The 21,023-nt window shown below is 64.5% G+C and carries 19 protein-coding genes; 11 read left to right on the forward strand and 8 right to left on the reverse strand.

Annotated elements, in window-relative coordinates; translation table 11 throughout:
- Position 1: 1 nt before the first annotated feature.
- The 4 genes from FFS12_RS01845 to mnmC form a co-directional block, all read right to left on the reverse strand.
- A complete protein-coding gene (locus FFS12_RS01845; RefSeq protein WP_137818486.1) occupies positions 2–757 on the reverse strand; it encodes a sulfite exporter TauE/SafE family protein in 756 nt (251 codons plus the stop codon).
- Positions 757–1,299, reverse strand: coding sequence for a rhodanese-like domain-containing protein (locus FFS12_RS01850; protein WP_137885271.1), 543 nt, complete (start codon positions 1,297–1,299; stop codon positions 757–759). Before FFS12_RS01850 ends, FFS12_RS01845 begins: the two co-directional genes overlap by 1 nt.
- A 20-nt stretch (positions 1,300–1,319) precedes the next feature.
- A complete protein-coding gene (locus FFS12_RS01855) occupies positions 1,320–1,586 on the reverse strand; it encodes a metal-sensing transcriptional repressor (protein ID WP_137885272.1) in 267 nt (88 codons plus the stop codon).
- 121 nt (positions 1,587–1,707) lie between these two features.
- On the reverse strand, positions 1,708–3,699 hold the full coding sequence (gene mnmC, locus FFS12_RS01860) for a bifunctional tRNA (5-methylaminomethyl-2-thiouridine)(34)-methyltransferase MnmD/FAD-dependent 5-carboxymethylaminomethyl-2-thiouridine(34) oxidoreductase MnmC (protein ID WP_137885273.1): 1,992 nt from the start codon (positions 3,697–3,699) through the stop codon (positions 1,708–1,710).
- Between the two features lie 168 nt (positions 3,700–3,867).
- Here mnmC and pap point away from each other — a divergent pair, with 168 nt between their 5' ends.
- Together pap and FFS12_RS01870 are read left to right on the forward strand one after the other, a co-directional pair.
- Positions 3,868–5,355, forward strand: a complete 1,488-nt coding sequence (gene pap, locus FFS12_RS01865; protein WP_137885274.1) for a polyphosphate:AMP phosphotransferase — start codon at positions 3,868–3,870, stop codon at positions 5,353–5,355.
- Positions 5,356–5,492: 137 nt separating this feature from the next.
- Positions 5,493–6,677: a thiolase family protein gene (locus tag FFS12_RS01870; protein WP_137885275.1), complete on the forward strand. Its 1,185-nt coding sequence runs from the start codon at positions 5,493–5,495 to the stop codon at positions 6,675–6,677.
- A 70-nt stretch (positions 6,678–6,747) separates the two neighbouring features.
- On the opposite strand, the gene FFS12_RS01875 is transcribed toward FFS12_RS01870, so the two are convergent.
- Positions 6,748–6,957, reverse strand: coding sequence for a DUF6316 family protein (locus FFS12_RS01875; protein ID WP_137818491.1), 210 nt, complete (start codon positions 6,955–6,957; stop codon positions 6,748–6,750).
- 294 nt (positions 6,958–7,251) lie between these two features.
- On the opposite strand from FFS12_RS01875, the gene FFS12_RS01880 reads away from it, so the two are divergent.
- On the forward strand, positions 7,252–8,220 hold the full coding sequence (locus FFS12_RS01880) for a DMT family transporter (protein WP_137885276.1): 969 nt from the start codon (positions 7,252–7,254) through the stop codon (positions 8,218–8,220).
- A 50-nt stretch (positions 8,221–8,270) separates the two neighbouring features.
- Here FFS12_RS01880 and FFS12_RS01885 read toward each other — a convergent pair whose 3' ends face one another.
- The 3 genes from FFS12_RS01885 to FFS12_RS01895 form a co-directional block, all read right to left on the reverse strand.
- The gene (locus FFS12_RS01885) at positions 8,271–8,891 is read right to left on the reverse strand and encodes an NAD(P)H-dependent oxidoreductase (protein ID WP_137885277.1); all 621 of its coding nucleotides are present in this window, start codon (positions 8,889–8,891) and stop codon (positions 8,271–8,273) included.
- Complete coding sequence (locus FFS12_RS01890) at positions 8,884–10,278, reverse strand: class II fumarate hydratase (protein ID WP_137885278.1); 1,395 nt, start codon at positions 10,276–10,278, stop codon at positions 8,884–8,886. The genes FFS12_RS01885 and FFS12_RS01890 overlap by 8 nt, the downstream gene beginning before the upstream one ends.
- 93 nt (positions 10,279–10,371) lie before the next feature.
- Positions 10,372–11,385: a DUF2804 domain-containing protein gene (locus tag FFS12_RS01895; protein ID WP_137885279.1), complete on the reverse strand. Its 1,014-nt coding sequence runs from the start codon at positions 11,383–11,385 to the stop codon at positions 10,372–10,374.
- Between the two features lie 503 nt (positions 11,386–11,888).
- Between FFS12_RS01895 and FFS12_RS01900 the strand changes: the two genes are divergently transcribed.
- The 8 genes from FFS12_RS01900 (at position 11,889) to FFS12_RS01930 (ending at position 21,000) form a co-directional block, all read left to right on the forward strand.
- Complete coding sequence (locus tag FFS12_RS01900; RefSeq protein WP_137885280.1) at positions 11,889–12,410, forward strand: DUF2059 domain-containing protein; 522 nt, start codon at positions 11,889–11,891, stop codon at positions 12,408–12,410.
- 12 nt (positions 12,411–12,422) lie between these two features.
- Positions 12,423–12,728, forward strand: coding sequence for a BolA family transcriptional regulator (locus FFS12_RS01905; protein ID WP_137885281.1), 306 nt, complete (start codon positions 12,423–12,425; stop codon positions 12,726–12,728).
- Between the two features lie 164 nt (positions 12,729–12,892).
- Positions 12,893–13,831 carry a rhodanese-related sulfurtransferase gene (locus FFS12_RS01910; protein WP_137885282.1) on the forward strand — a complete coding sequence of 313 codons (939 nt, stop codon included), beginning with the start codon at positions 12,893–12,895 and terminating at the stop codon, positions 13,829–13,831.
- A 36-nt stretch (positions 13,832–13,867) separates the two neighbouring features.
- A complete protein-coding gene (locus tag FFS12_RS01915; RefSeq protein WP_171006442.1) occupies positions 13,868–14,470 on the forward strand; it encodes a DsbA family protein in 603 nt (200 codons plus the stop codon).
- Entirely contained in the window at positions 14,463–16,244 is a 1,782-nt protein-coding gene (locus FFS12_RS01920) for an ABC transporter ATP-binding protein (protein WP_137885283.1), read from the forward strand. Before FFS12_RS01915 ends, FFS12_RS01920 begins: the two co-directional genes overlap by 8 nt.
- Positions 16,245–16,542: 298 nt before the next feature.
- Positions 16,543–16,692 (forward strand): hypothetical protein, encoded by a 150-nt coding sequence (locus FFS12_RS19815; RefSeq protein WP_171011791.1) that lies wholly within the window; start codon positions 16,543–16,545, stop codon positions 16,690–16,692.
- 87 nt (positions 16,693–16,779) lie between these two features.
- Positions 16,780–18,111: a hypothetical protein gene (locus tag FFS12_RS01925; protein WP_171011792.1), complete on the forward strand. Its 1,332-nt coding sequence runs from the start codon at positions 16,780–16,782 to the stop codon at positions 18,109–18,111.
- Positions 18,112–18,516: 405 nt separating this feature from the next.
- Positions 18,517–21,000, forward strand: coding sequence for an EAL domain-containing protein (locus FFS12_RS01930; protein ID WP_137885285.1), 2,484 nt, complete (start codon positions 18,517–18,519; stop codon positions 20,998–21,000).
- Positions 21,001–21,023 lie beyond the last annotated feature (23 nt).

Below are 21,023 nucleotides of genomic sequence, written 5' to 3' on the forward strand. Positions count from 1 at the left end.
CTCAGGCACCTCCAAGGAGTTTCTGGCTGGCCAGCGACAGGCTGACCAGCACCAGCATCAGGGCGAACAGGCGTTGCAGCAGTCGGCTGCCCAGATGCTGGGCCAGGTGATTACCGACCAGCACGCCGAGCGCTCCACCGGCCGCCAGACCGGCCAGCAGCAGGGGCGAGGGCCGCGCGCCGCTGAGGTAGAGCAAGAAACCGCCGCCGGAGACCAGGGCGATCACCGTCATCGAGGTGGCTATGGCGGCCAGCATCGACAGTGGGGTGAGCCAGAGCAGGGCGGGGACGATCAGGAAACCACCGCCGACCCCCATCAGTCCAGACAGCAGGCCGACGCCCAGGCCGATGCCGACCAGCGGCAGGCCACGCAGCGGCCTCTGGCTGGTGCGCGGCAGGCCGCTGCTGTGCCACATGCGCCAGGCCGACCAGAGCACCAGCAGGCAGAAGCCAATCACCAGCACGGCTTCGGCAACGAACCGGCCCAGCCACTGGCCCAGGGCGTTGCCCGGCAAGCCGCTGAGGCTGAGCAGCAGCACCGGCAGCCAGGCCACCTGGCCCTGACGGGCGCGCGGCAGCGCGCCGACCAGGGCAGTGAGGGCGACGGCGCCGAGGCTGACACCTATGGCATCGCGCAGCGGCAGATGCAGGCTCAGCAGCAAGGGCAGGGCCACCAGTGAGCCGCCGGCGCCAGTCAGGCCGAGCAGCAACCCGAGGACCGCGCCGATGCCGAGCGCTTCGAGCAGCAGCATGTCCATCATCGGTTCCAGGGCATGCGGGCCAGCAGCAGGGCCATGCCGCAAGTGTTGCTGAGGCCGGCGAAGGTCAGGCCGGCACCGACGAACGCGGCGAGGCCATACCAGCCAGGATGCAGCCAGGTGCCGAGGATCACTCCGAGCAGCACCAGGCTGCCGGCGCAGATCTGCACCTGGCGCTGCAGGCCGATCACCCTGGCGGCGCCCCGATTGACGGGGATGCCGCAGGCGACGCAGGCGTCGGTGCCGCCCTCTATCACCTGGGCGCCCGGCAGCAGTTGTTGCAACTGCTCGGCGGCATGGCGGGCGCGCTGGCCGCTCTGGCACAGCAGGTAGAGCTCAGCGCCGTGCCGCAGGCCCTCGGCCCTGAGCTGGGTAATCAGTTGCGCCGGGGCCAGCCGGTCCAGCGGCACGTTGCGCGCGCCGGCTACATGCTGGGCGCGGAATTCCGCCGGGCTGCGCACGTCCACGAGAAAGCGCACCTGTCCTTGGTGTTGGGCCGCGGCAAAGCGCGGGGCGTCGATCAGGCAGAAGGTCTCGGGCATTTTGGTACTCCCTGGGAGTATCAGGTGTATTTGGTGAAGATGGCGCGAACCCGGGCCAGGGTCTCGGCGTCATCGCGGTTGGGGTCGAGCACGGCTTCTTCCAGCAGGCAGGCGAGCATCTCCTGGTAGGCCCTGTCCAGGGCCTTGCGCGCGGCGGCGAACTGCTGGGCGATGGCCTCGCATTCCTCGCCGCGGCGGATCATCGCCTGGATGCCGCGAACCTGCCCTTCGACGCGGGCCAGGCGTTTGAGCATGGCGTCTTGCTGGTTGGCGTTCGCTGTGGTCATGGGCTGGTCTCTTTTTGATACCCCTTGGGGTATATATACAGGGGGGAGTATTGTGAGGGAGTAAAAAAATTGCAACCCCGATGGCCTGTGTCGGGGTGCTGCAGGGAACAACAGGAGAGGGTCAGCTGTTGCGGATCAGCTTGCGCAGGGCGAAGCGATTGGGGTGGCAGGCTTCGGCGACGTCGCGGGGCACGGGCAGCGGTTCGTTATCGATCCAGGCGGCCAGCAGCTCGCCAGACAGCGGCGCGGTGATCAGCCCGCGTGAGCCGTGGCCGCTGTTGACGTACAAGCCTTCCAGCCAGGGGCAGGGCGTGTCCGGCGTTTGCCGGGCGTCTTTGCCCAGCACCGCGTAGGCGTTGGCGAAGGCCGCACTGTCTGCCAGCGGGCCGACTATGGGCAGATAATCCGGGCTGGTGCAGCGAAAGGCGGCGCGGCCGGCTAACTCGGCGGGGTCGAGTTGCTCGGCGTGCAGGCGTTGCGCCAAGTCCGCAGAGATTTCCCGTAGCAACTCGAGGTTGCCGGCGTGCTCGGCGGCGCTCGGCGTCAGGTCGTCGCTCTTGAAGTCGAAGCTGGCGCCAAGGGTGTGCTCGCCCAGACGCGCCGGCGCGACATAACCTTCGGCGCACACCACGGTGCGCAGCACGGCGCTTTCGGCGGTTTCCACCAGGCGGGTAATTTGCCCGCGAATGCGTTTCAGCGGCAGCCCGGTGCTCTGTGGGAAGCGACGGATTTCGGCGGCGCCGGCCAGCACCACCACCGCCGCGCTGGCGAGCAACCGATCGCCGGCCCAGGCTTGCCACAGCTCACCGGCGCGGCGCAGTTCCAGTGCTTCTTGATGAAATAGTAGGCGGATATTCGGCTGCGTGGCCAGCAGGCGGCAGAGTGCCGGCGGATGCACCCAGCCGGCCTCGGGGTAATACAGGCCGCCGGCGGGCAGGCCGATGCCGGCGCGCGCTTGCGCCTCGTTCTGGCTGAGGTTCTGTAGCAGGTCATTCGCGAAGGAGTTGGCCAACTGCGCCTGGCGCTCGGCTTCCTTGGCATCGAACGCCAGTTGCAGTACCCCGCAGGCATCCCAATCGATGCCGCGTTGCAGGCGTTCCAGCAGGCGCCGGGTATGGCCAAAGCCGCTGACGATCAGCCGTGACAGTGTCGTTCCGTGGGCCGACAGCTTGAGATAGAGCACGCCCTGCGGATTGCCGGAGGCCTCTTGCGCCAACTCGGCGTGGCGTTCCAGCAGCTGCACCTGCCAGCCGCGCGCCGCCAGGCTGGCCGCGCTCGCGCAACCGGCGAGGCCGGCGCCGATCACCAGTGCGGTACGCTCGGGGGCAGCGAAATCGGGGCGGGCGAACCAGGGTTTGGCGGTCGCGCGCGATTCAGCGGTGAAGCGGCCTTTCAACACTTCCCACTTGTGCCCCAGGCCGGGCACCCGGCGCATGCGGAAACCCGCGTCGTTCAGCGCGCGGCGCACATAGCCGGTGCTGGTGAAGGTGCCCAAGGTGGTGTCCGCTGTGGAGAGCCGGGCGAGTTGGGCGAACAGCTCGGGCGTCCACATGTCGGGGTTTTTCGCGGGGGCGAAGCCGTCGAGAAACCAGGCGTCGACCTGGGCATCCAGCTCTGGCAGCATTTCCAGGGCATCGCCAATCAGCAGCGTCAGCACCACCCGCCCGCCGGCGAACAGCAGGCGCTGGAAGCCGGCATGGAGGGCGACGTACTGCGTCAGCAATTCGCTGGCGAAGGCTTCCAGCTCGGGCCACAGCCGCAGGGCGCGCTGTAAATCGGCGCGGTTGAGGGGGTATTTCTCGACGCTGACGAAATGCAGCTGGGCGTCGGCTGGCGCGGTTTGCTCGAACAGTTGCCAGGCGCAGAGAAAATTCAGCCCGGTGCCGAATCCCGTCTCGCCAATCACCAGGCGCCCGCCGCTGGGCAGGGCGGCAAAGCGCGCCGGCAGGTCGTTGTTGGCGAGGAACACATAGCGCGTTTCCGCCAGGCCCGAGGTGTTGGAGAAGTACACGTCGTCGTACGCGCGCGAGCGCGGCTGACCTTGCTCGTCCCAGTCTATTTGGGCGTGGGCTATTTGGGCATGGTCGGGTTGAATCTGCGGAGTGTCGGACATATCGGCTTCTGTCACAGCTAAGTGCGCATTCTAGCCGATCCGCGAGCTATCGCCTCGTAGCTGACGCTAGCGCGGATTGCGCTGCGCTTGGCCGGGCTTCAGGGCTGCCCAAGCGCTGCGGCAATCCGCTAGGCTGAGCGCGTCGAGTCAGGGAACGGAGCCACATTTATGTTTGAGTCCGCCGAGATCGGTCACGCCATCGACCAGGAGACCTACGACGCCGAGATGCCGGCCCTGCGCGAGGCGCTACTGGAGGCGCAGTTCGAGCTGAAGCAACAGGCGCGCTTCCCGGTGATAGTGCTGATCAATGGCATCGAGGGCGCCGGCAAGGGTGAAACGGTCAAGCTGCTCAACGAGTGGATGGACCCACGGCTGATTCAGGTCAGCACCTTCGACCAGCAGACCGACGAGGAGCTGGCCCGCCCGGCGGCCTGGCGCTACTGGCGGCAGCTGCCGCCGAAGGGGCGGATGGGGATTTTCTTCGGTAACTGGTACAGCCAAATGCTGCAAGGACGGGTCCATGGACACTTCAAGAATGCGGTACTGGATCAGGCCATCGACGGCGCGGAGAACCTGGAGCGCATGCTCTGTGACGAGGGCGCGCTGATTTTCAAGTTCTGGTTCCACCTCTCCAAGCAGCAGATGAAGGCGCGCCTCAAGGCTTTGCAGGACGACCCGCTGCGTAGCTGGCGGCTGAGCCCGTTGGACTGGCAGCAATCGCAGACCTACGACAAGTTCGTCCGTTTTGGCGAGCATGTGTTGCGCCGCACCAGCCGCGACTATGCGCCCTGGTACGTCATCGAGGGTTTCGACGAGTATTACCGCAGCCTGACCATGGGCCGGATCTTGCTCGAAGGCCTGCAAGCCGCGCTCAAACGCAAGCAGCGGCCACAGCGCCACCCCCATGCCGGGCCTTTGACCGTTAGCCTGGACAATCGCAGCCTGCTGGGCAGTCTGGACATGAGCCAGCAGATGGACAAGGACGCTTACCAGGAACAATTGGCGAGCGAACAGGCGCGCTTGGCGGGGCTGATGCGCGATAAACGCATGCGCCGGCATGCCTTGGTCACGGTATTCGAGGGTAACGACGCGGCCGGCAAGGGCGGCGCCATTCGCCGGGTGGCTGCGGCGCTCGATCCGCGTCAGTACCGCATCGTGCCGATCGCCGCGCCGACCGAGGAGGAGCGCGCGCAACCCTACCTGTGGCGCTTCTGGCGGCATATCCCGGCGCGCGGCACGTTCACCGTGTTCGACCGCTCCTGGTATGGCCGGGTGCTGGTGGAGCGGGTCGAGGGTTTCTGCAGCCAGGCGGACTGGCTACGGGCTTACGGCGAGATCAATGATTTCGAGGAGCAGCTGACCCGTGCCGGCGTAGTGCTGGTGAAGTTCTGGCTGTCGATCGACCAGGACACTCAGTTGCAGCGCTTTCAGGAGCGCGAACAGATCTCCTTCAAGCGCTTCAAGATCACCGAGGAGGATTGGCGCAATCGCGAAAAGTGGCCGCTGTACAGCGACGCAGTCGGCGATATGGTCGATCGCACCAGCACCGAGATCGCGCCCTGGACCCTGGTCGAGGCCAACGACAAACGCTTCGCCCGGGTCAAGGTGCTACGCACTATCAACGATGCGCTGCAAGCCGCGTTCGCACGTGATTGACGGCCGAGGGGATGGTTGCGCATACGCAGGGTGAATGATCGTCGCGCAGTCGCGGCGTCCGGTTTTATCCTGCCGGCATCCCTAGGCAAACATGCTCTAAACAAACCTGCTTTAAACAAATAACAACGAGGTGCGTCATGCGTGAAGTGGTGATAGTCGACAGCGTCCGGACTGGCCTGGCCAAGTCTTACCGTGGCAAGTTCAACCTGACCCGTCCAGACGATATGGCGGCGCATTGCGTCAACGCACTGCTGGCCCGCAATCACCTCGATCCGGCCGCGGTCGAGGACTGCATCGTCGGTGCCGGTTCGAACGAGGGTGCGCAGGGCTTCAACATCGGCCGTAACGTCGCGGTGTTGTCGGGCCTGGGCACTCAGGTGGCCGGGATGACCCTGAACCGCTTCTGTTCTTCTGGCTTGCAGGCGATTGCGATTGCCGCCAACCAGATCGCTTCCGGCTGCAGCGACATCATCGTTGCCGGTGGTGTCGAGTCGATCACCCTGACGATGAAAAGCGTCAACACCGACAATTTGATCAACCCGCTGCTGAAACAAAATGCGCCGGGCATCTACTTCCCGATGGGGCAGACGGCTGAAATCGTCGCGCGGCGTTACCACGTGAGCCGTGAACAGCAGGACGCCTACGCCCTGCAAAGCCAGCAGCGCACCGCGCGGGCGCAGGCCGAAGGTCGGTTCGACGACGAAATCGTGCCGATGGCGGTGAAATACCAGGTGGAAGACAAAGCCAGCGGCGAGAAGAGCATCCTCGACGGCGTGGTGGATCGCGACGACTGCAACCGGGCAGATACCACCTTGGCCAGCCTGGCGGCGCTGAAACCGGTGTTCGCCGAAGACGGCTCGGTGACAGCCGGTAACGCCTCGCAGCTGTCTGACGGCGCCTCCATGACCCTGGTGATGAGCCTGGAGAAAGCCCTCGAACTGGGGCTGAAGCCGCTGGCCTTCTTCCGCGGTTTCACCGTTGCCGGTTGCGAGCCGGACGAGATGGGCATCGGCCCGGTGTACTCGGTACCGAAGCTGCTCAAGGCTCGTGGTCTGAGCGTTGCCGATATCGATCTGTGGGAGCTGAACGAAGCCTTCGCTTCACAGTGCCTCTATGCGCGTGATTTCCTGGAAATCGACAACGAGAAATACAACGTCAACGGCGGTTCCATCTCCATCGGCCACCCGTTCGGCATGACCGGCTCGCGCCAGGTCGGCCATCTGGTACGTGAGCTGCAACGGCGTAACCTGCGTTATGGCATCGTCACCATGTGCGTGGGTGGTGGCATGGGGGCTACTGGTCTGTTCGAGGTCGTGCGCTAAGCCTGCGCAGCCGTTTCAGCGATAAAAAACCCGCGCCTTGGCGCGGGTTTTTTATCGCTGGCTCAGTGTTCTAGAAGGCCCGGCTCTCGATAATCTCGTTGCCCTGTATTTGCCGACGGACATAAATAGCAATCTCGCGTTCAGCATCGACCCGGGTGAAGTACGGGCCTTCCAAAGTGCCTTCACGGGTTGCAAAAAAATACTCGCCATTAACCGCGCTGACACGCTCGCTGCGGTAGTGCGTGGCGGCTGCCGGATCTTTGGTACGTTGACCGAACATAGCGCTGACTCCCGAGACGAGCTGACTAGTTCTCAGTTTAATCGGTGTTTGAACGGTTGTTGGAGTTAGCGACAAATGGTCGATTTTGCCGATAATATCGGCACATTTTTTCTGGTTTTAATTCTTTTGGCGTCAAGCATGTGACGGCTTTGGGCGAGGCCAAGGGTACAGTTGTCGAGTGCAACCGGTTTTAACTGTTCCTGTGCTGGCCAGCGGTCGCAGCCTAGAATGACCGTTTGCGACCGCCACCCGGTTTTACCCTGGTTTAGCGGTCGCTGCGCATTCGAGGCTGCCATGCACATCTCATCCGGCCGTTGGCTCTACGGCCTGCTGCTCGCCCTGACCACTGCCGTGCTCTGGGGCATCTTGCCGATCAAACTGAAAGAAGTGCTGCAGGTGATGGACCCCATCACGGTCACCTGGTATCGCCTGTTAGTCGCCGGCTCGATCCTGCTGGCCTATCTGGCTGCGGCGAAACGCCTGCCGAGTGTTCGCCTGCTGGGCAAGAACGGCATCTGGTTGCTGGTGCTGGCCATTGCTGGGCTGACCGGCAACTACGTGCTCTATCTGATCGGGCTTAATCTGCTCAGCCCCGGCACCACGCAGTTGGTGATCCAGGTGGCGCCGATCTTGTTCCTGATCAGCAGTCTGTTCATTTTTCGCGAACGTTTCAGTCTGGGCCAGGGCATCGGTCTGGCGGTGCTGTTGCTGGGTTTCGGCTTGTTCTTCAACCAGCGTTTGCACGAGCTGTTGTCCTCGCTCACGGCATACACCACGGGTGTGCTGATCGTGCTATTGGCGGCCTTCGTCTGGACCTTTTATGGCTTGGCGCAGAAGCAACTGCTGACGGTGTGGAATTCGATGCAGGTGATGATGGTGATCTACCTGGCCTGCGCCGCGTTGCTCACGCCCTGGGCGCAGCCGTTGCAGCTAGTGGCGTTGAACCCGCTGCAAGGCTGGCTGTTGCTGGCCTGTTGCCTGAATACGCTGGTGGCCTATGGGGCCTTTGCCGAGGCCTTGGCGCATTGGGAGGCCTCGCGGGTCAGCGCCACGCTGGCGATTACCCCGTTGGTGACCTTTGCCTCGGTCGCCCTGGCGGCCAGCTTATGGCCCGATCATGTGCACCCCGAGCAGATCAACTGGATCGCCTACGCGGGTGCCTTGCTGGTGGTGCTAGGTTCGGCGTTGACCGCGCTCGGGCCATCGGTTATCGCGGGCTGGCGGGCACGCCGTGCCCGGTTGGCGGCAGCCGACAATGTGTAGGTTGTAGGCTGGGTAGAGCCCATCAGGGCGAAACCCAGCCTACGGGCGCGTCAGGCGCGAGTGCCGAGCAACTCGGCGCGGCGTAACCAGCCCTGCCGTTGCTCCTCGGAGGACCGGCGGATCGGGGCGAACTCGGTCAGGCGGCGGGTTTTGACGCCACAGGCGCCGAGGATGGTGCGCACCATCTGCCGGTGCGCCGGTGCGCCGTAAATCCAGCGGAAATACCAGGGCGGGGTGTCGAGTGTCACCAGCAGATCGGCGCTGCGCCCGCTCAGCAGCTTCTCCCAGGTGTGCGAACGCTCGCGATATTTGAAGGCGAAACCGGGCAGGAACACCCGGTCGAAAAAGCCTTGGAGCAGCGCCGGCAGGCCACCCCACCAGACCGGGTAGACAAACACCAGGTGTTCGGCCCAGTGGATCTGCCGTTGCGCCTCCAGCAGGTCGGGCTCCAGGTTCTGGCTCTGGTCGTAGCCGCCGCGCAGCACCGGATCGAACTCCAGCTCGCCCAGTTTCAGCTGACGCACCACATGGCCTTCGCTGCGCGCGCCTTGGGCGTAAGCCTCGCCGAGGGCATGGCAGAGGCTGCGGCTCTTCGGTGTACCGAGAATCAGCAGAATGCGCTTGCCGTCCCCCTCCAGCGGGGTGGCACCGCTTTTCGTCGTTTCAACCATGGTGACCGGTCTCCAGCATCGCTTCGGGACGCACCCAGGCGTCGAACTCTTCTGCACTGAGATACTTCAGGGCCAGAGCGGCTTCGCGCAGGGTGGTGCCCTCGCTGTAGGCCTTCTTGGCAATTTGCGCGGCCTTGTCGTAGCCGATATGCGGGTTTAGCGCGGTCACCAGCATCAAACCGCGTTCCAGATGCGCGGCCATTTGTGCGGCGTCGGGTTCCAGGCCTTCGATGCAGTGCCGCTGGAAGTTGCGACAGCCGTCGGCCAGCAGGCGGATCGACTGCAGCAGGTTGTGGATGATCACCGGCTTGAACACGTTCAACTGCAGATGGCCCTGGCTGGCGGCCAAGCCGATGCTGACGTCGTTGCCGAGCACCTGGCAGGCGAGCATGGACAGCGCCTCGCATTGGGTCGGGTTGACCTTGCCGGGCATGATCGAGCTGCCTGGCTCGTTGGCCGGCAACTTGACCTCGGCGAACCCGGCGCGGGGGCCGGAACCGAGCAGGCGCAAGTCGTTGGCCATCTTCATCAAGGCCACCGCAAGGGTTTTCAGCGCGCCGGACAGTGTGACCAACGGTTCGTGGCCGGCCAAGGCGGCAAATTTATTCGGCGCGGAAACCAGCGGCAGGCCGGACAGCGCCGTCAGCTCGGCGGCGATCGCTTCGGCGAAACCGTGCGGGGCATTCAGGCCGGTGCCCACCGCCGTACCACCTTGGGCCAGTTCGCAGACCGCCGGCAATGCGGCGCGCAGGGCCCGCTCCGCGTAATCGAGCTGGGCGACGAAGGCCGACAACTCTTGGCCGAAGGTGATCGGTGTGGCGTCCATCAAATGCGTGCGCCCGGTCTTGACCAGGGACGCATGCCGCGCCGCCTGTTCGGCCAGGCCGCCAGACAGCTCGGCAAGCGCCGGCAGCAGGTCGTGTTGCACGGCTTGTACGGCGGCGATGTGCATGGCGGTGGGGAAGCTGTCGTTGGAACTTTGCGCGCGGTTGACGTGATCGTTCGGATGCACCGGCGCCTTGCCGCCGCGCCCCTGGCCAGCCAGTTCATTGGCGCGGCCGGCGATCACCTCGTTGACGTTCATATTGCTTTGCGTGCCGCTGCCGGTCTGCCAGACCACCAGCGGGAACTGCTCGTCGTGCTGGCCGGCCAGTACCTCGTCGGCGGCTTGTTCGATCAGCCGGGCGATCTCCGGCGGCAGCTCGCCGATGCGGTCGTTCACCCGTGCCGCGGCCTTCTTGATCAAGGCCAGGGCGTGCAGCACCGCCAGCGGCATGCGCTCTTGGCCGATGGCGAAGTTGATCAGTGAGCGCTGGGTTTGCGCGCCCCAGTAAGCTTCGTCAGGGACGTCGATGGGGCCGAGGCTGTCGGTTTCGATGCGGCTCATGGCTCTTCTCCGGGGACTGTTCCGCAAGTTTAGGCGCTTCGGCGCACCTCTGGTTCCGTGCCCACTGGATTTAAAGCCGTGCCGATTAGCGCTTTACCAGCGCGCGCGGGTAGTGCCGAGCCAGCCCAGGGCGCCATCGACCGGCACGCGCTCGCCGCTCGGGCCACGGAGTACGCCGTCGAAACGGCCGAACCACTGGCGGGTGTCGGCATAGAGGGGGCCAAACTGTGGGCGGGCTTGATGCTGCTGACGCGGGCTGAAGGCCAGGGCGACGCGATCATCGGCGCTGCTCAGACGCCAGGGCGCCAAAGGACTCTGCGGGGCCTGTTCGATGTGCACCGGAGCGTCCAGCTGCAGCAGCTCGCCGCCGAACCATAGGGCGTTCTCGGACAGGCCACTGTTGTCGGTCCAGCCCGAGCCGAAGTTACCGGCAATACCCCCGGGGGCGGCGAAGGCAGCGCGCGTCCAATGGCTGTGCAACGGCCAGACACCGCGGCCGAAGTCCAGGGCGGCGAAGCTCTGCCCCGGTACGCAGCTGTAGTGCGCGCGCCCCAACTGCACACTGCCGCTGGTCGGCAGACCCAATTGCCGGGAGGTGGCATGGAAGCCGCGGCCGGCGAAGGGCACCACCAGATTGGCCGACTCCAGATGCGCCGGGCGCTGAATATCCAGTGCGACGTGCAACGCTTGGCCATCGATATCCGGCGCGGCGCCCGTCAGGCGCAGGCGTCCTGGGTGTTCATCGGCCTTGAATTGCAGGCGTGGGTGGTCGAACGCGTGGCTTGCCACTGGCGTATCCGGCAACCGACAGCCGCGGCCGAAGGCGAGTAACTGGGTATGCGCGACGGCGTGGCCGGTCTCTAAATCGAGGAAGTAAGCGGCGGCGTAGCCCAGGTAGTCGAGGTCGGCCAGGGTCAGCGAGAGCATCCAGTGCGGGGTGGTGATGCACCAGTGATTCCAGCGTTTACGCCGCCCATAGTGGCCGGGCAGGGCGCAATGCACTTGCGGTCGCGGTGACCAACCAATCGCCTTGGGGGAGAGCTGGCCTTGGGCATCGCACAGCGGTCGCCAGGGCTCTGGCGCGAAAGCGGAAGTGAAGCTGTTCATCGGGCACGTCCATGTGTGCAGGATTTAGGTGCGCAGGAGCTTGCGGGGCGTGGGTGTCTTCAGTGGACAGAGTAGCCGTGGTTTTGACGGCGCGCAGCATGCCCACCCCGCTAAAGGATGGGCAAGTACTGGCACTTTGACAATGGATCAACGGCTGCGCTGCACTACACAGTCTGTGTGATCCTGTGTACAAACTCGCTCGCTCGCTTGAGCCGGGGGCGAGCTTGAGCGCAGAATGGCCAACCCTGGGGTTCGCCCTGATCATTAACAGGCCGTTGAAAAACTACTGCGGGCTTCGCGCGCTATGCGGCGTTGAAATCAGCCTCAAAATGCTCATTTACAGCACGTAAACTGCGCTTTTGACTCGCTACGCTCGCCCTGCGGGCCAGCCTTTGGCTGTTACTTCGCTGCGCTACGTTGCGGCTGATTTCGCCTTGCCTAGCCGTCGCTCGCTACCTTTTTCAACGGCCTGTTAGCCCTTCCCGAGAAGACAAGGAATTTCGATGACCCCGATTCGTACCCTTTGCACGGCGGTTCTGTTGGCGTGCGCCAGCGGTCAGGTGTTGGCGGATGCGGCCAGCCACGCTGCCGATGCCGAGCGTTTCCTCAAGCTGGCGCATGCCGACAAGCTGGCCGTGCCGGTGTATGCCCAAGTGCAACAGATGTTTGCCCAGCGTTTCGCCCAGGCTCAGGCTCCAGAAGCCAAGAAAGCGCTGCTCGAGAGCTATCAGGCCAAGGCCAATGCCTCGCTGAATAAGGCCGTCGGCTGGGATAAACTCAAGCCGGACATGGTCAAGCTCTACACCAGCAACTTCAGCGAGCAAGAGCTGAAGGATCTGATTGCCTTCTACCAATCGCCGCTGGGCAAGAAAGTGCTGGAAGCAATGCCGGCCCTGACCGCGCAATCGGCCCAGCTAACCCAGTCCAAGCTGGAAACTGCGGTGCCGGAAGTGAACAAGCTGCTCGCCGATATGACCGCCGAGCTGCAACCGGCGCAAGCCAAGCCTGAAGCGAAGAAGCCTTAAACGGAGCCCCGCATGAGCATGCGTGAACGTATCCAGACGGCGCTGGCCGCGCTGGAACCGCAGTACCTCGAAGTATTGGATGAAAGCCATATGCACAGTCGTGGGCTGGAAACGCACTTCAAGGCCGTGGTGGTCAGCCCGTTATTTGCCGGGCTGAATGCGGTCAAGCGGCACCAGAAGGTCTATGCCAGCCTTGGCGAACTGATGGGCCAGCTGCATGCGTTGGCGTTGCATACCTATACCCCGCAAGAGTGGGCGGAGTTGGGCCATGCGCCTGATTCGCCAACCTGTCTGGGTGGCAGTAAGCACGATCATTAGCTGTGTGCCATTAGCCCTGTGCCGCTTGGCCGCAGGCTGGGTGGCGTGGCTTTCTGGTAGACTTCACCCAGCGCCGGCCCAGCCGGCGCCGTCATTTATAGCCTTAGCATTTCTAAAACCCGGTCCGTCCTTTACGTGGACGACCACCTGGAGCAATCACCTGCATGACTCAGAACATCGTCGTGGCGGCGCTGTACAAGTTCGTCACCCTGAAGGACTACGTTGCACTGCGCGAGCCCCTGCTGCAAAGCCTGCTGGATAACGGCATCAAAGGCACCTTGCTGATTGCCGAAGAAGGCCTCAATGGCACCGTTTCGGGCAGCCGTGAGGGTATCGACGGCTTGCTCGCCTGGCTCAGGCAAGACCCGCGTTTCGTCGATATCGATCACAAAGAGTCGTACTGCGACGAGCAGCCGTTCTATCGCACCAAGGTCAAGCTGAAGAAGGAAATCGTCACCCTCGGCGTACCGGGCGTCGACCCGAACCAGCAGGTCGGCACCTATGTCGAGCCGCAAGACTGGAACGCGCTGATCGCCGACCCGCAAGTGCTGCTGATCGATACCCGCAACGACTACGAAGTGGCGATTGGCAGCTTCGAGCGCGCCATCGACCCACAGACCAAGAGCTTCCGTGACTTTCCCGACTACATAAAAGCCAACTTCGATCCGGCCAAGCACAAGAAGGTCGCGATGTTTTGCACCGGCGGAATCCGTTGCGAGAAGGCTTCCAGCTATATGCTCGGCCAGGGCTTCGATGAGGTCTATCACCTCAAGGGCGGCATCCTCAAATACCTGGAAGAAGTACCGCAGGAAGACACCCTGTGGCGCGGCGATTGCTTCGTGTTCGATAACCGCGTGACCGTTCGCCACGACCTCAGCGAAGGCGATTACGATCAGTGCCATGCCTGCCGCATCCCGATTTCGGTTGCAGACCGCCAGTCGCCGCATTACGTTCTGGGCATCAGCTGCCCGCACTGCTGGGACTCGCTGAGCGAGAAGACCCGCAACAGTGCCCGTGAGCGGCAGAAGCAGATCGAACTGGCCAAGGCGCGCAATCAACCGCACCCTCTGGGCTACAACCCTCGACTTTGTGCAGAGTCCTGACCCATGCAAGCTCGCCTGCTCTATGTGATGGACCCCATGTGCTCCTGGTGCTGGGGTTTCGCGCCGGTGCTCGAGGCGCTCGCCGCACAGGCGCAGGCCGCGGGCGTGCCACTGCACATGGTGGCCGGCGGCTTGCGGACCGGCAGTGGCGCGGCGCTGGAGCCGACCACCCAGCGCTATATTCTTGAGCACTGGCAGGCGGTCGCGCAGGCCACCGGGCAGCCGTTCAGGTTCGATGGCGCCTTGCCGGAGGGTTTCGTCTACGACACCGAGCCGGCTTGCCGTGCCCTGGTCGCCGCGCGCTCCCTCGATCCGGCCAGCGTCTGGCCGCTGGTCAAGGGCATTCAGCAGGCCTTCTACGCCGAAGGCCGCGACGTCACACAGGCCAGCGTGCTGGTCGAACTCGCGGAAGCGGCCGGCTTGCCGCGCATCGAATTCGCGACGGCCTTCGACAGTGCCGAACAGCACGCCGCCACCGCCGCCGATTTCACCTGGGTGCAGGATCTGGGCATCGCCGGCTTCCCCACCGTGCTCGCCGAACGCAATGGCCAACTGGCCCTGCTGACCAATGGCTATCAGCCGCTCAGCGAACTGGCACCGCTGCTGGCGCGTTGGCTGGCGCGGGGCGCGCATGCTTGATCGGCTGAGCTGGGCGGAAATACGCCGGCTGGCCCTGCGCCACAAAAAAGCCTTGCTGATTGCCAATGGCGTGGCGGTGCTGGCGACCCTCTGCAGCGTGCCGATTCCACTGCTGCTGCCGTTACTGGTCGACGAAGTGCTGCTCAAGCAGGGCGACGCGGCGCTCAAGGTCATGGATCGTTTCCTGCCCAGCAGTTGGGAGAGCGCCGTCGGCTACATCGGCCTGATGGTGTTGCTGACCTTGCTGTTGCGCAGCTCGGCGCTGGTCTTCAACGTGGTGCAGGCGCGGCTGTTTGCCCGTTTGTCGAAGGACATCGTCTACCGTATCCGCATTCGCCTGATCGAGCGGCTCAAGCGGATTTCCCTCGGCGAATACGAAAGCCTCGGCGGTGGCACGGTGACCACCCACCTGGTCACCGATCTCGACACCCTGGACAAGTTCGTCGGCGAAACCCTCAGCCGCTTCCTGGTCGCGGTGCTGACGCTGACCGGCACCGCGGGCATCCTGATGTGGATGCACTGGCAACTGGCGCTGTTGATCCTGCTGTTCAATCCCTTGGTGATCTACGCCACGGTGCAGTTGGGGAAACGGGTCAAGCATCTGAAGAAGCTCGAGAACGACAGCACCTCGCGCTTTACCCAGGCCCTCACCGAGACCTTGGACGCAATCCAGGAAATCCGTGCCGGCAACCGCCAGGGCTTCTTCCTCGGCCGCCTCGGTGTACGCGCCCAAGAGGTACGCAACTATGCGGTGGCCTCGCAATGGAAGAGTGATGCCTCCAGCCGCGCCAGCGGTCTGTTGTTCCAGTTCGGTATCGATATTTTCCGGGCGGCGGCGATGCTCACCGTGCTGTTCTCCGACCTGTCGATCGGCCAGATGCTCGCGGTGTTCAGCTACCTGTGGTTTATGATCGGCCCGGTCGAACAGCTGCTGAATCTGCAATATGCCTTCTACGCCGCCGGTGGCGCGCTGACGCGGATCAACGAGCTGCTCGCGCGGGCCGATGAGCCGCAATATCGAGGTGGCGTCGATCCCTTCGACGGGCGCGACACGCTCGGTATCGAGGTGCGCGGCCTGACCTTCGCCTACCACGATGAGCCGGTGCTGGATGAGCTGAACCTCGCCATCGCCGCGGGTGAGAAGGTCGCCATAGTGGGTGCCAGCGGCGGCGGCAAGAGCACCCTGGTGCAACTGCTGCTGGGCCTCTACACGGCCCAGGCCGGAAGCATCCGCTATGGCGGTTGCAGCCTGGAAGAGATCGGCCTGGAAACCGTGCGCGAACAGGTCGCGGTGGTGCTGCAGCATCCCGCGCTGTTCAACGACACGGTACGCGCGAACCTGACCATGGGTCGTGAGCGCAGCGATGAGGCCTGCTGGCGCGCGCTGGAAATCGCGCAATTGGCGCAGACCATTCGCGCCTTGCCGCAAGGTCTGGAGAGCATTGTCGGGCGCTCCGGCGTACGCCTTTCCGGTGGCCAGCGCCAGCGCCTGGCGATCGCGCGGATGGTGCTGGCCGAGCCGAAAGTGGTGATCCTCGACGAGGCCACCTCGGCCCTCGATGCCGCCACCGAATACGCCCTGCACCAGGCTCTGGGCCAGTTCCTCAACGGCCGCACCACCTTGATCATCGCCCACCGCCTGTCGGCGGTGAAACAGGCGGATCGGGTGCTGGTCTTCGATGGCGGGCGCATCGCCGAGGATGGTGATCATCAGCAGTTGATCGCCGAGGGCGGCTTGTACGCCAAGCTGTACGGCCACCTGCAACAGGGTTAGCGCAGTCCAGCCTGAATGCCGTTCACTCAAGCAGGCGTCTGCGCCTTATATCCTCTCGCCCCCAGCCCCCGCTCCGCGCCCCGGCCTGAACGCGGAGCGTTCAGGCGCTCATCGGCACACGAGCCTGCGGCTCTAAAAGCATGCCTCCTCGCCCCGTAAAACGGGCGAGGAGGGCCAGAACGTGCAGGCGGCTGCGGACGAAAGGCTTTCCAGTTCCTGCAAATGAAAGATGGCTGGGTATTCGCCGCGCACTAGACTCATACCGTCAAGATGCCGCCAACGTTGAAGGAGCGTGCTCATGGCCACTGTAAGCGGTATTGAAGGCACCAATATCCTGACGGGTGCCGCCAGCGGCGACACTCTCACTGGCCAGGGGGCAATGACAGCCTGCGCGGTCAACGACCTGTGGTCCGGCCTGAAGCTGGCCATTCGCCAGGAGCTTCGGTGAAAACATCGTAGCCTCGGGGCTTCGCCCATGCACTCTGACAGTTCTGTCCGCCGGAGTCTGGCGCAGTCGGCCGCACGGCTGGTCGCCATGTTGGTGCTTGCGGCGGGCCTGCTGGGCTGCAGCGAGTCACCGCGCCCCGACCTGAAACGGCTCTACCAGCTCAGCACCACCGACGCCGAAGCCGCGCCGGTCATCTTGATCCCGGGTGCCTTTGGCACCCGCTTGCGCGACCGGGTCAGCGGCGAAGAGATTTGGCCGGGGCCGTGGTGGCGCATTCTGTTCTCCTCTTACCCGGAGCTGGCCCTCGAAATCGATCCGCAAACGAATACGCCACGGCCTTCGCGGCTGGAAGCTGCGGGCATTGCCGAGCAGGCGCTGCGGCGCGACTTTTACCGGCCAATTTTACGAACCTTGACGCAATTTGGTGGCTATGCGCGCGCCCAGCCCGGGACACCCGCGCGCAAGGGCGAGCGACGCTACTACGTCCTTTCCTACGACTGGCGGCAAGACACCTTGCGCAGCGTGCGGGAACTGGATCGGCTGATTGCGGCCGTGCGCCGTGATTACGCCGACCCGACCTTACGCGTCGATGTGGTGGCGCACAGCATGGGTGGCTTGATCGCGCGCTACTACCTGCGCTTTGGCACCCGCGATGTGCTGGACGGCGCGCCCCAGCAGGTGACCATGGATGGGGCGGACCGGGTGCGCAAACTGGTGTTGTTGGGCACGCCCAACCTGGGGTCGGTCAGCTCACTGCACGCCTTCATCAGTGGCGAAAAGGTCGGGTGGAACCGTATTTCGCCGCGCACTCTGGCCACCTTTCCCAGTGGCTATCAGCTATTTCCCCACCCGCTCAACAACTGGCTGGTGGACATCGAGGGCAAGCCTCGTCACGACGACTTGTTTGACCCCAACACCTGGCAGCGCATGGCTTGGTCGGTCTACGAACCCAGCCTGGCCACCGCTGCCGACGCGCCGGCGCTGCAGCGCTATTTCGTTTCTCAGCTGGAGCGTGCACGGCGTTTGGCCTGGATGCTGTCCGTGGCCGAGCCGGTGTCGCCAATCCGCTATGTGCTCTTTGGCGGTGGCTGCCACATGACGCCTGCCCGGCTGCTGGTGGAGCAGCTCAATGGACGCGACACGGTGCGACTCACGCCAGCAGACATTGCCGCGCCCCGGCCCGGTGTGCCCTACGACGAGCTGATGATCGAGCCCGGCGATGGCCGCGTCACCAAGCCGTCGCTGCTGGCGCGCGAGACCCTGGACCCCGGCGCGCCACAGAACGAGGACAGTTTTCTGCCGGTGGCTTATGCGTTCTTCCTGTGCGAGGACCACGCGTTCCTGACCAGCAACATTAACTTTCAGGACAACCTGCTCAACGTGCTCTTGTCACGCCAACCGCCCCCTGAGAGCAAATAGCGGGCGCGAGGCCTGCTCGGTTGCGGAGGTGATTCTGGCCCATGGCCCGCGTCAAATGGGTGGGAGCCGCTATTGAAAGTCATAGCGATGGGCTGCCCCTGTGCTCATTCGCTGGAGTCAACCGGCCATGCCAATCCAAGGCGCTGGCCAGTTCCTGGCAGCGCAATGAAAGCACTGCCCAGTGCAAGCCGGTTTTGCCGAGGGATGGCCACCGGCCGGCGCTGCGGAAATTCTCCCGCTAGACTGAGGCTGTCTGTTGTCGCCACTCGGGGGCCGTCTTGCGGATACGCTGCGGTTTAGAGCCGTGCATGGGCCTGCGTAAGAGGACCATGAGCGGGTCGGGAAGGGGGGCGGTACGAACGGCTCCCGATCGCTTGGCGTTCGCCTGAATAGGGAAGGGATGCAATGAGGCAGAAACGGATTCGCGACAAACCCCGCCTGTTCGGGCTTATCTGGCCCTTCATCGCTATCGTGTTGCTGCAGGCGTTGCTCGCGGGCTTGAGCCTGGATCTGCTCTCCTCGGTGCGCGCCTACGTTGGTGGCGAGAGCCTGTGGTCCAAGGGGCAGAAGGAGGCCATCCAGTCCCTCTGCCGGTACAGCGACAACTTCCTCGAAGCCGACTACCGTGCCTACCAGGCGGCCATCGCCATCCCGCTGGGCGATCATGCCGCGCGGCTCGCGCTCGAGCGTCCCGACCCCGATCTGGCAGCGGCCCGCGCCGGCCTCCTACGGGGCGGCAACCATCCGCAGGACATTCCCGGCCTGATCTGGTTGTTCCGCAACTTCCGCCACTTCAGCTATCTGGAAAAAGCCATCGAGCACTGGGTCGTCGGCGACCGCTACCTGCTGGAGCTGACCGGCGTGGCCGCGGCGATGCACGCCGGCATAGCCGGCGGCCTGGCCGGCAGCGATGAGATCAGCCGCTGGAAGGCGCAGATCTATGCCATCAACGCTGGCGTCACGCCGATCGCCAAGGCCTTTTCCGACGCGCTCGGCGAAGGCTCGCGCTTCATCCAGCGGCTGCTGCTGGCGGCCAACCTGGCCACCGCCGCCATCCTGATCCTGCTGGCGGTGCTGCGCACGAGCAAGCTGCTGGCCCAGCGTCAGGCGTTCGAGCACGCGCTGCACGCGGAAAAGGAGCGTGCGCAGACCACCCTGGCGTCGATCGGCGACGCGGTGATCAGCACCGACAGCGTCGGGCGCATGGAGTACATGAACCCGGCGGCCGAGCGGCTTACCGCGTGGCGGGCCGAGCAGGCCCGCGGCTTGCCGCTGCTGTCGCTGTTTCGCCTGGTCGATGAGGACAGCCAGCAGGAGGGCCTGACGCTGATCGAGCAGATCCTCGACGGCAAGATCGACGGCGGCAGCGCCCACGCGCAGCAGGTGGTCCGCCTCGATGGCAGCACGGTGGCCGTTGCGCTGGTCGGCGCGCCTATCCAGATCGACGGCAAGATCGCTGGCGCGGTGCTGGTGCTCCATGACATGACGCGCGAGCGCCAGTACATCGCCAGCCTGTCCTGGCAGGCGTCGCACGATGCGCTCACCGGCCTGGCCAACCGCCGCGAGTTCGAACATCGGCTGGAGCAGGCGCTGGGCAAGCTCGACCGCCATCCGGGGCAGCACGCGCTGATGTTCCTCGATCTCGACCAGTTCAAGGTGGTCAACGACACCTGTGGCCACGCCGCCGGCGACCAGCTGTTGCGCCAGGTCTGTAGCCTGCTGCAACGGCGCCTGCGCGAAGGCGACACGCTGGCGCGGCTGGGCGGCGATGAATTCGGCATCCTCCTGGAAAACTGCCCGCCCGGACCGGCCGCCCAGATTGCCGAACTGTTGCGCCTGAGCGTGCAGGACCTGCCCTTCGTTTGGGGCGGGCGCCCCTTCAACATCGGCGTGAGCATTGGCCTGGTGCATATCGCGCAGGCGCGGACCACGCTGGCAGAGGCGCTGCGGGCGGCCGACCTGGCCTGCTATATGGCCAAGGAAAAAGGCCGCAACCGCGTGCAGGTCTATCACCCGGATGATTCAGAGCTGTCGCTGCGCTTCGGCGAGATGGCCTGGGTGCAGCGCATCCATCAGGCGCTGGAGGAGGAGCGCTTCTGCCTGTACGCCCAGGAAATTGCCCGGCTCGGCCAGGGCGAGGGTGGCGGCACTCATCTCGAACTGCTGCTGCGGCTGCGCGACGAGGAGGGCCAGCTGGTGCCGCCGATCCGCTTCATCCCGGCCGCCGAGCGCTATGGCCTGATGCCGCTGATCGACCGTTGGGTGGTGAAGAACGCCTTCGGCATCCTCGCCGCGCGGCTGGCCGGCGCGCAGGTCGAGCCGATCGCCACCTGCGCCATCAACCTGTCCGGCACCACCTTCGGCGACGAGGCCTTCCTCGACTTCCTGCGCGAGCAGTTCGAGCAGTACAGGATTCCACCGCAGTTGATCTGCTTCGAGATCACCGAAACCAGCGCCATCGCCAACCTCGCCAGCGCCGCCCGCTTCATCAACGAGCTGCAGGCGCTGGGCTGCCGTTTCTCGCTCGACGACTTCGGCGCCGGCATGTCCTCCTTCACCTACCTCAAACATTTGCCGGTGGACTACCTGAAGATCGACGGCGGCTTCGTCAAGGACATGCTCGACGACCCGATCGACCGCGCCATGGTCGAGTCGATCAACCACATCGGCCACGTGATGGGCAAACGCACCATCGCCGAGTTCGTCGAAACGCCGCAGATCATTCAGGCGCTGAGCGACATGGGCGTCGACTATGCCCAGGGATATGCCATCGCCCGACCGCAGCCGTTCACCAGCTATAACAGGCTAACAAGCGACTCGGCCAATGCCAGCCTGGAGCACGGTTCGGCACAGCCTCCGGTTGGCGACCTGTACGTTCAGGGCGAGTAACCTGGCAGCCGAGCGCACCGCTT

Origin of the sequence: Pseudomonas sp. 2FE (assembly GCF_005503735.1) — a bacterium.
In the GTDB taxonomy this organism is placed as follows: domain Bacteria; phylum Pseudomonadota; class Gammaproteobacteria; order Pseudomonadales; family Pseudomonadaceae; genus Aquipseudomonas.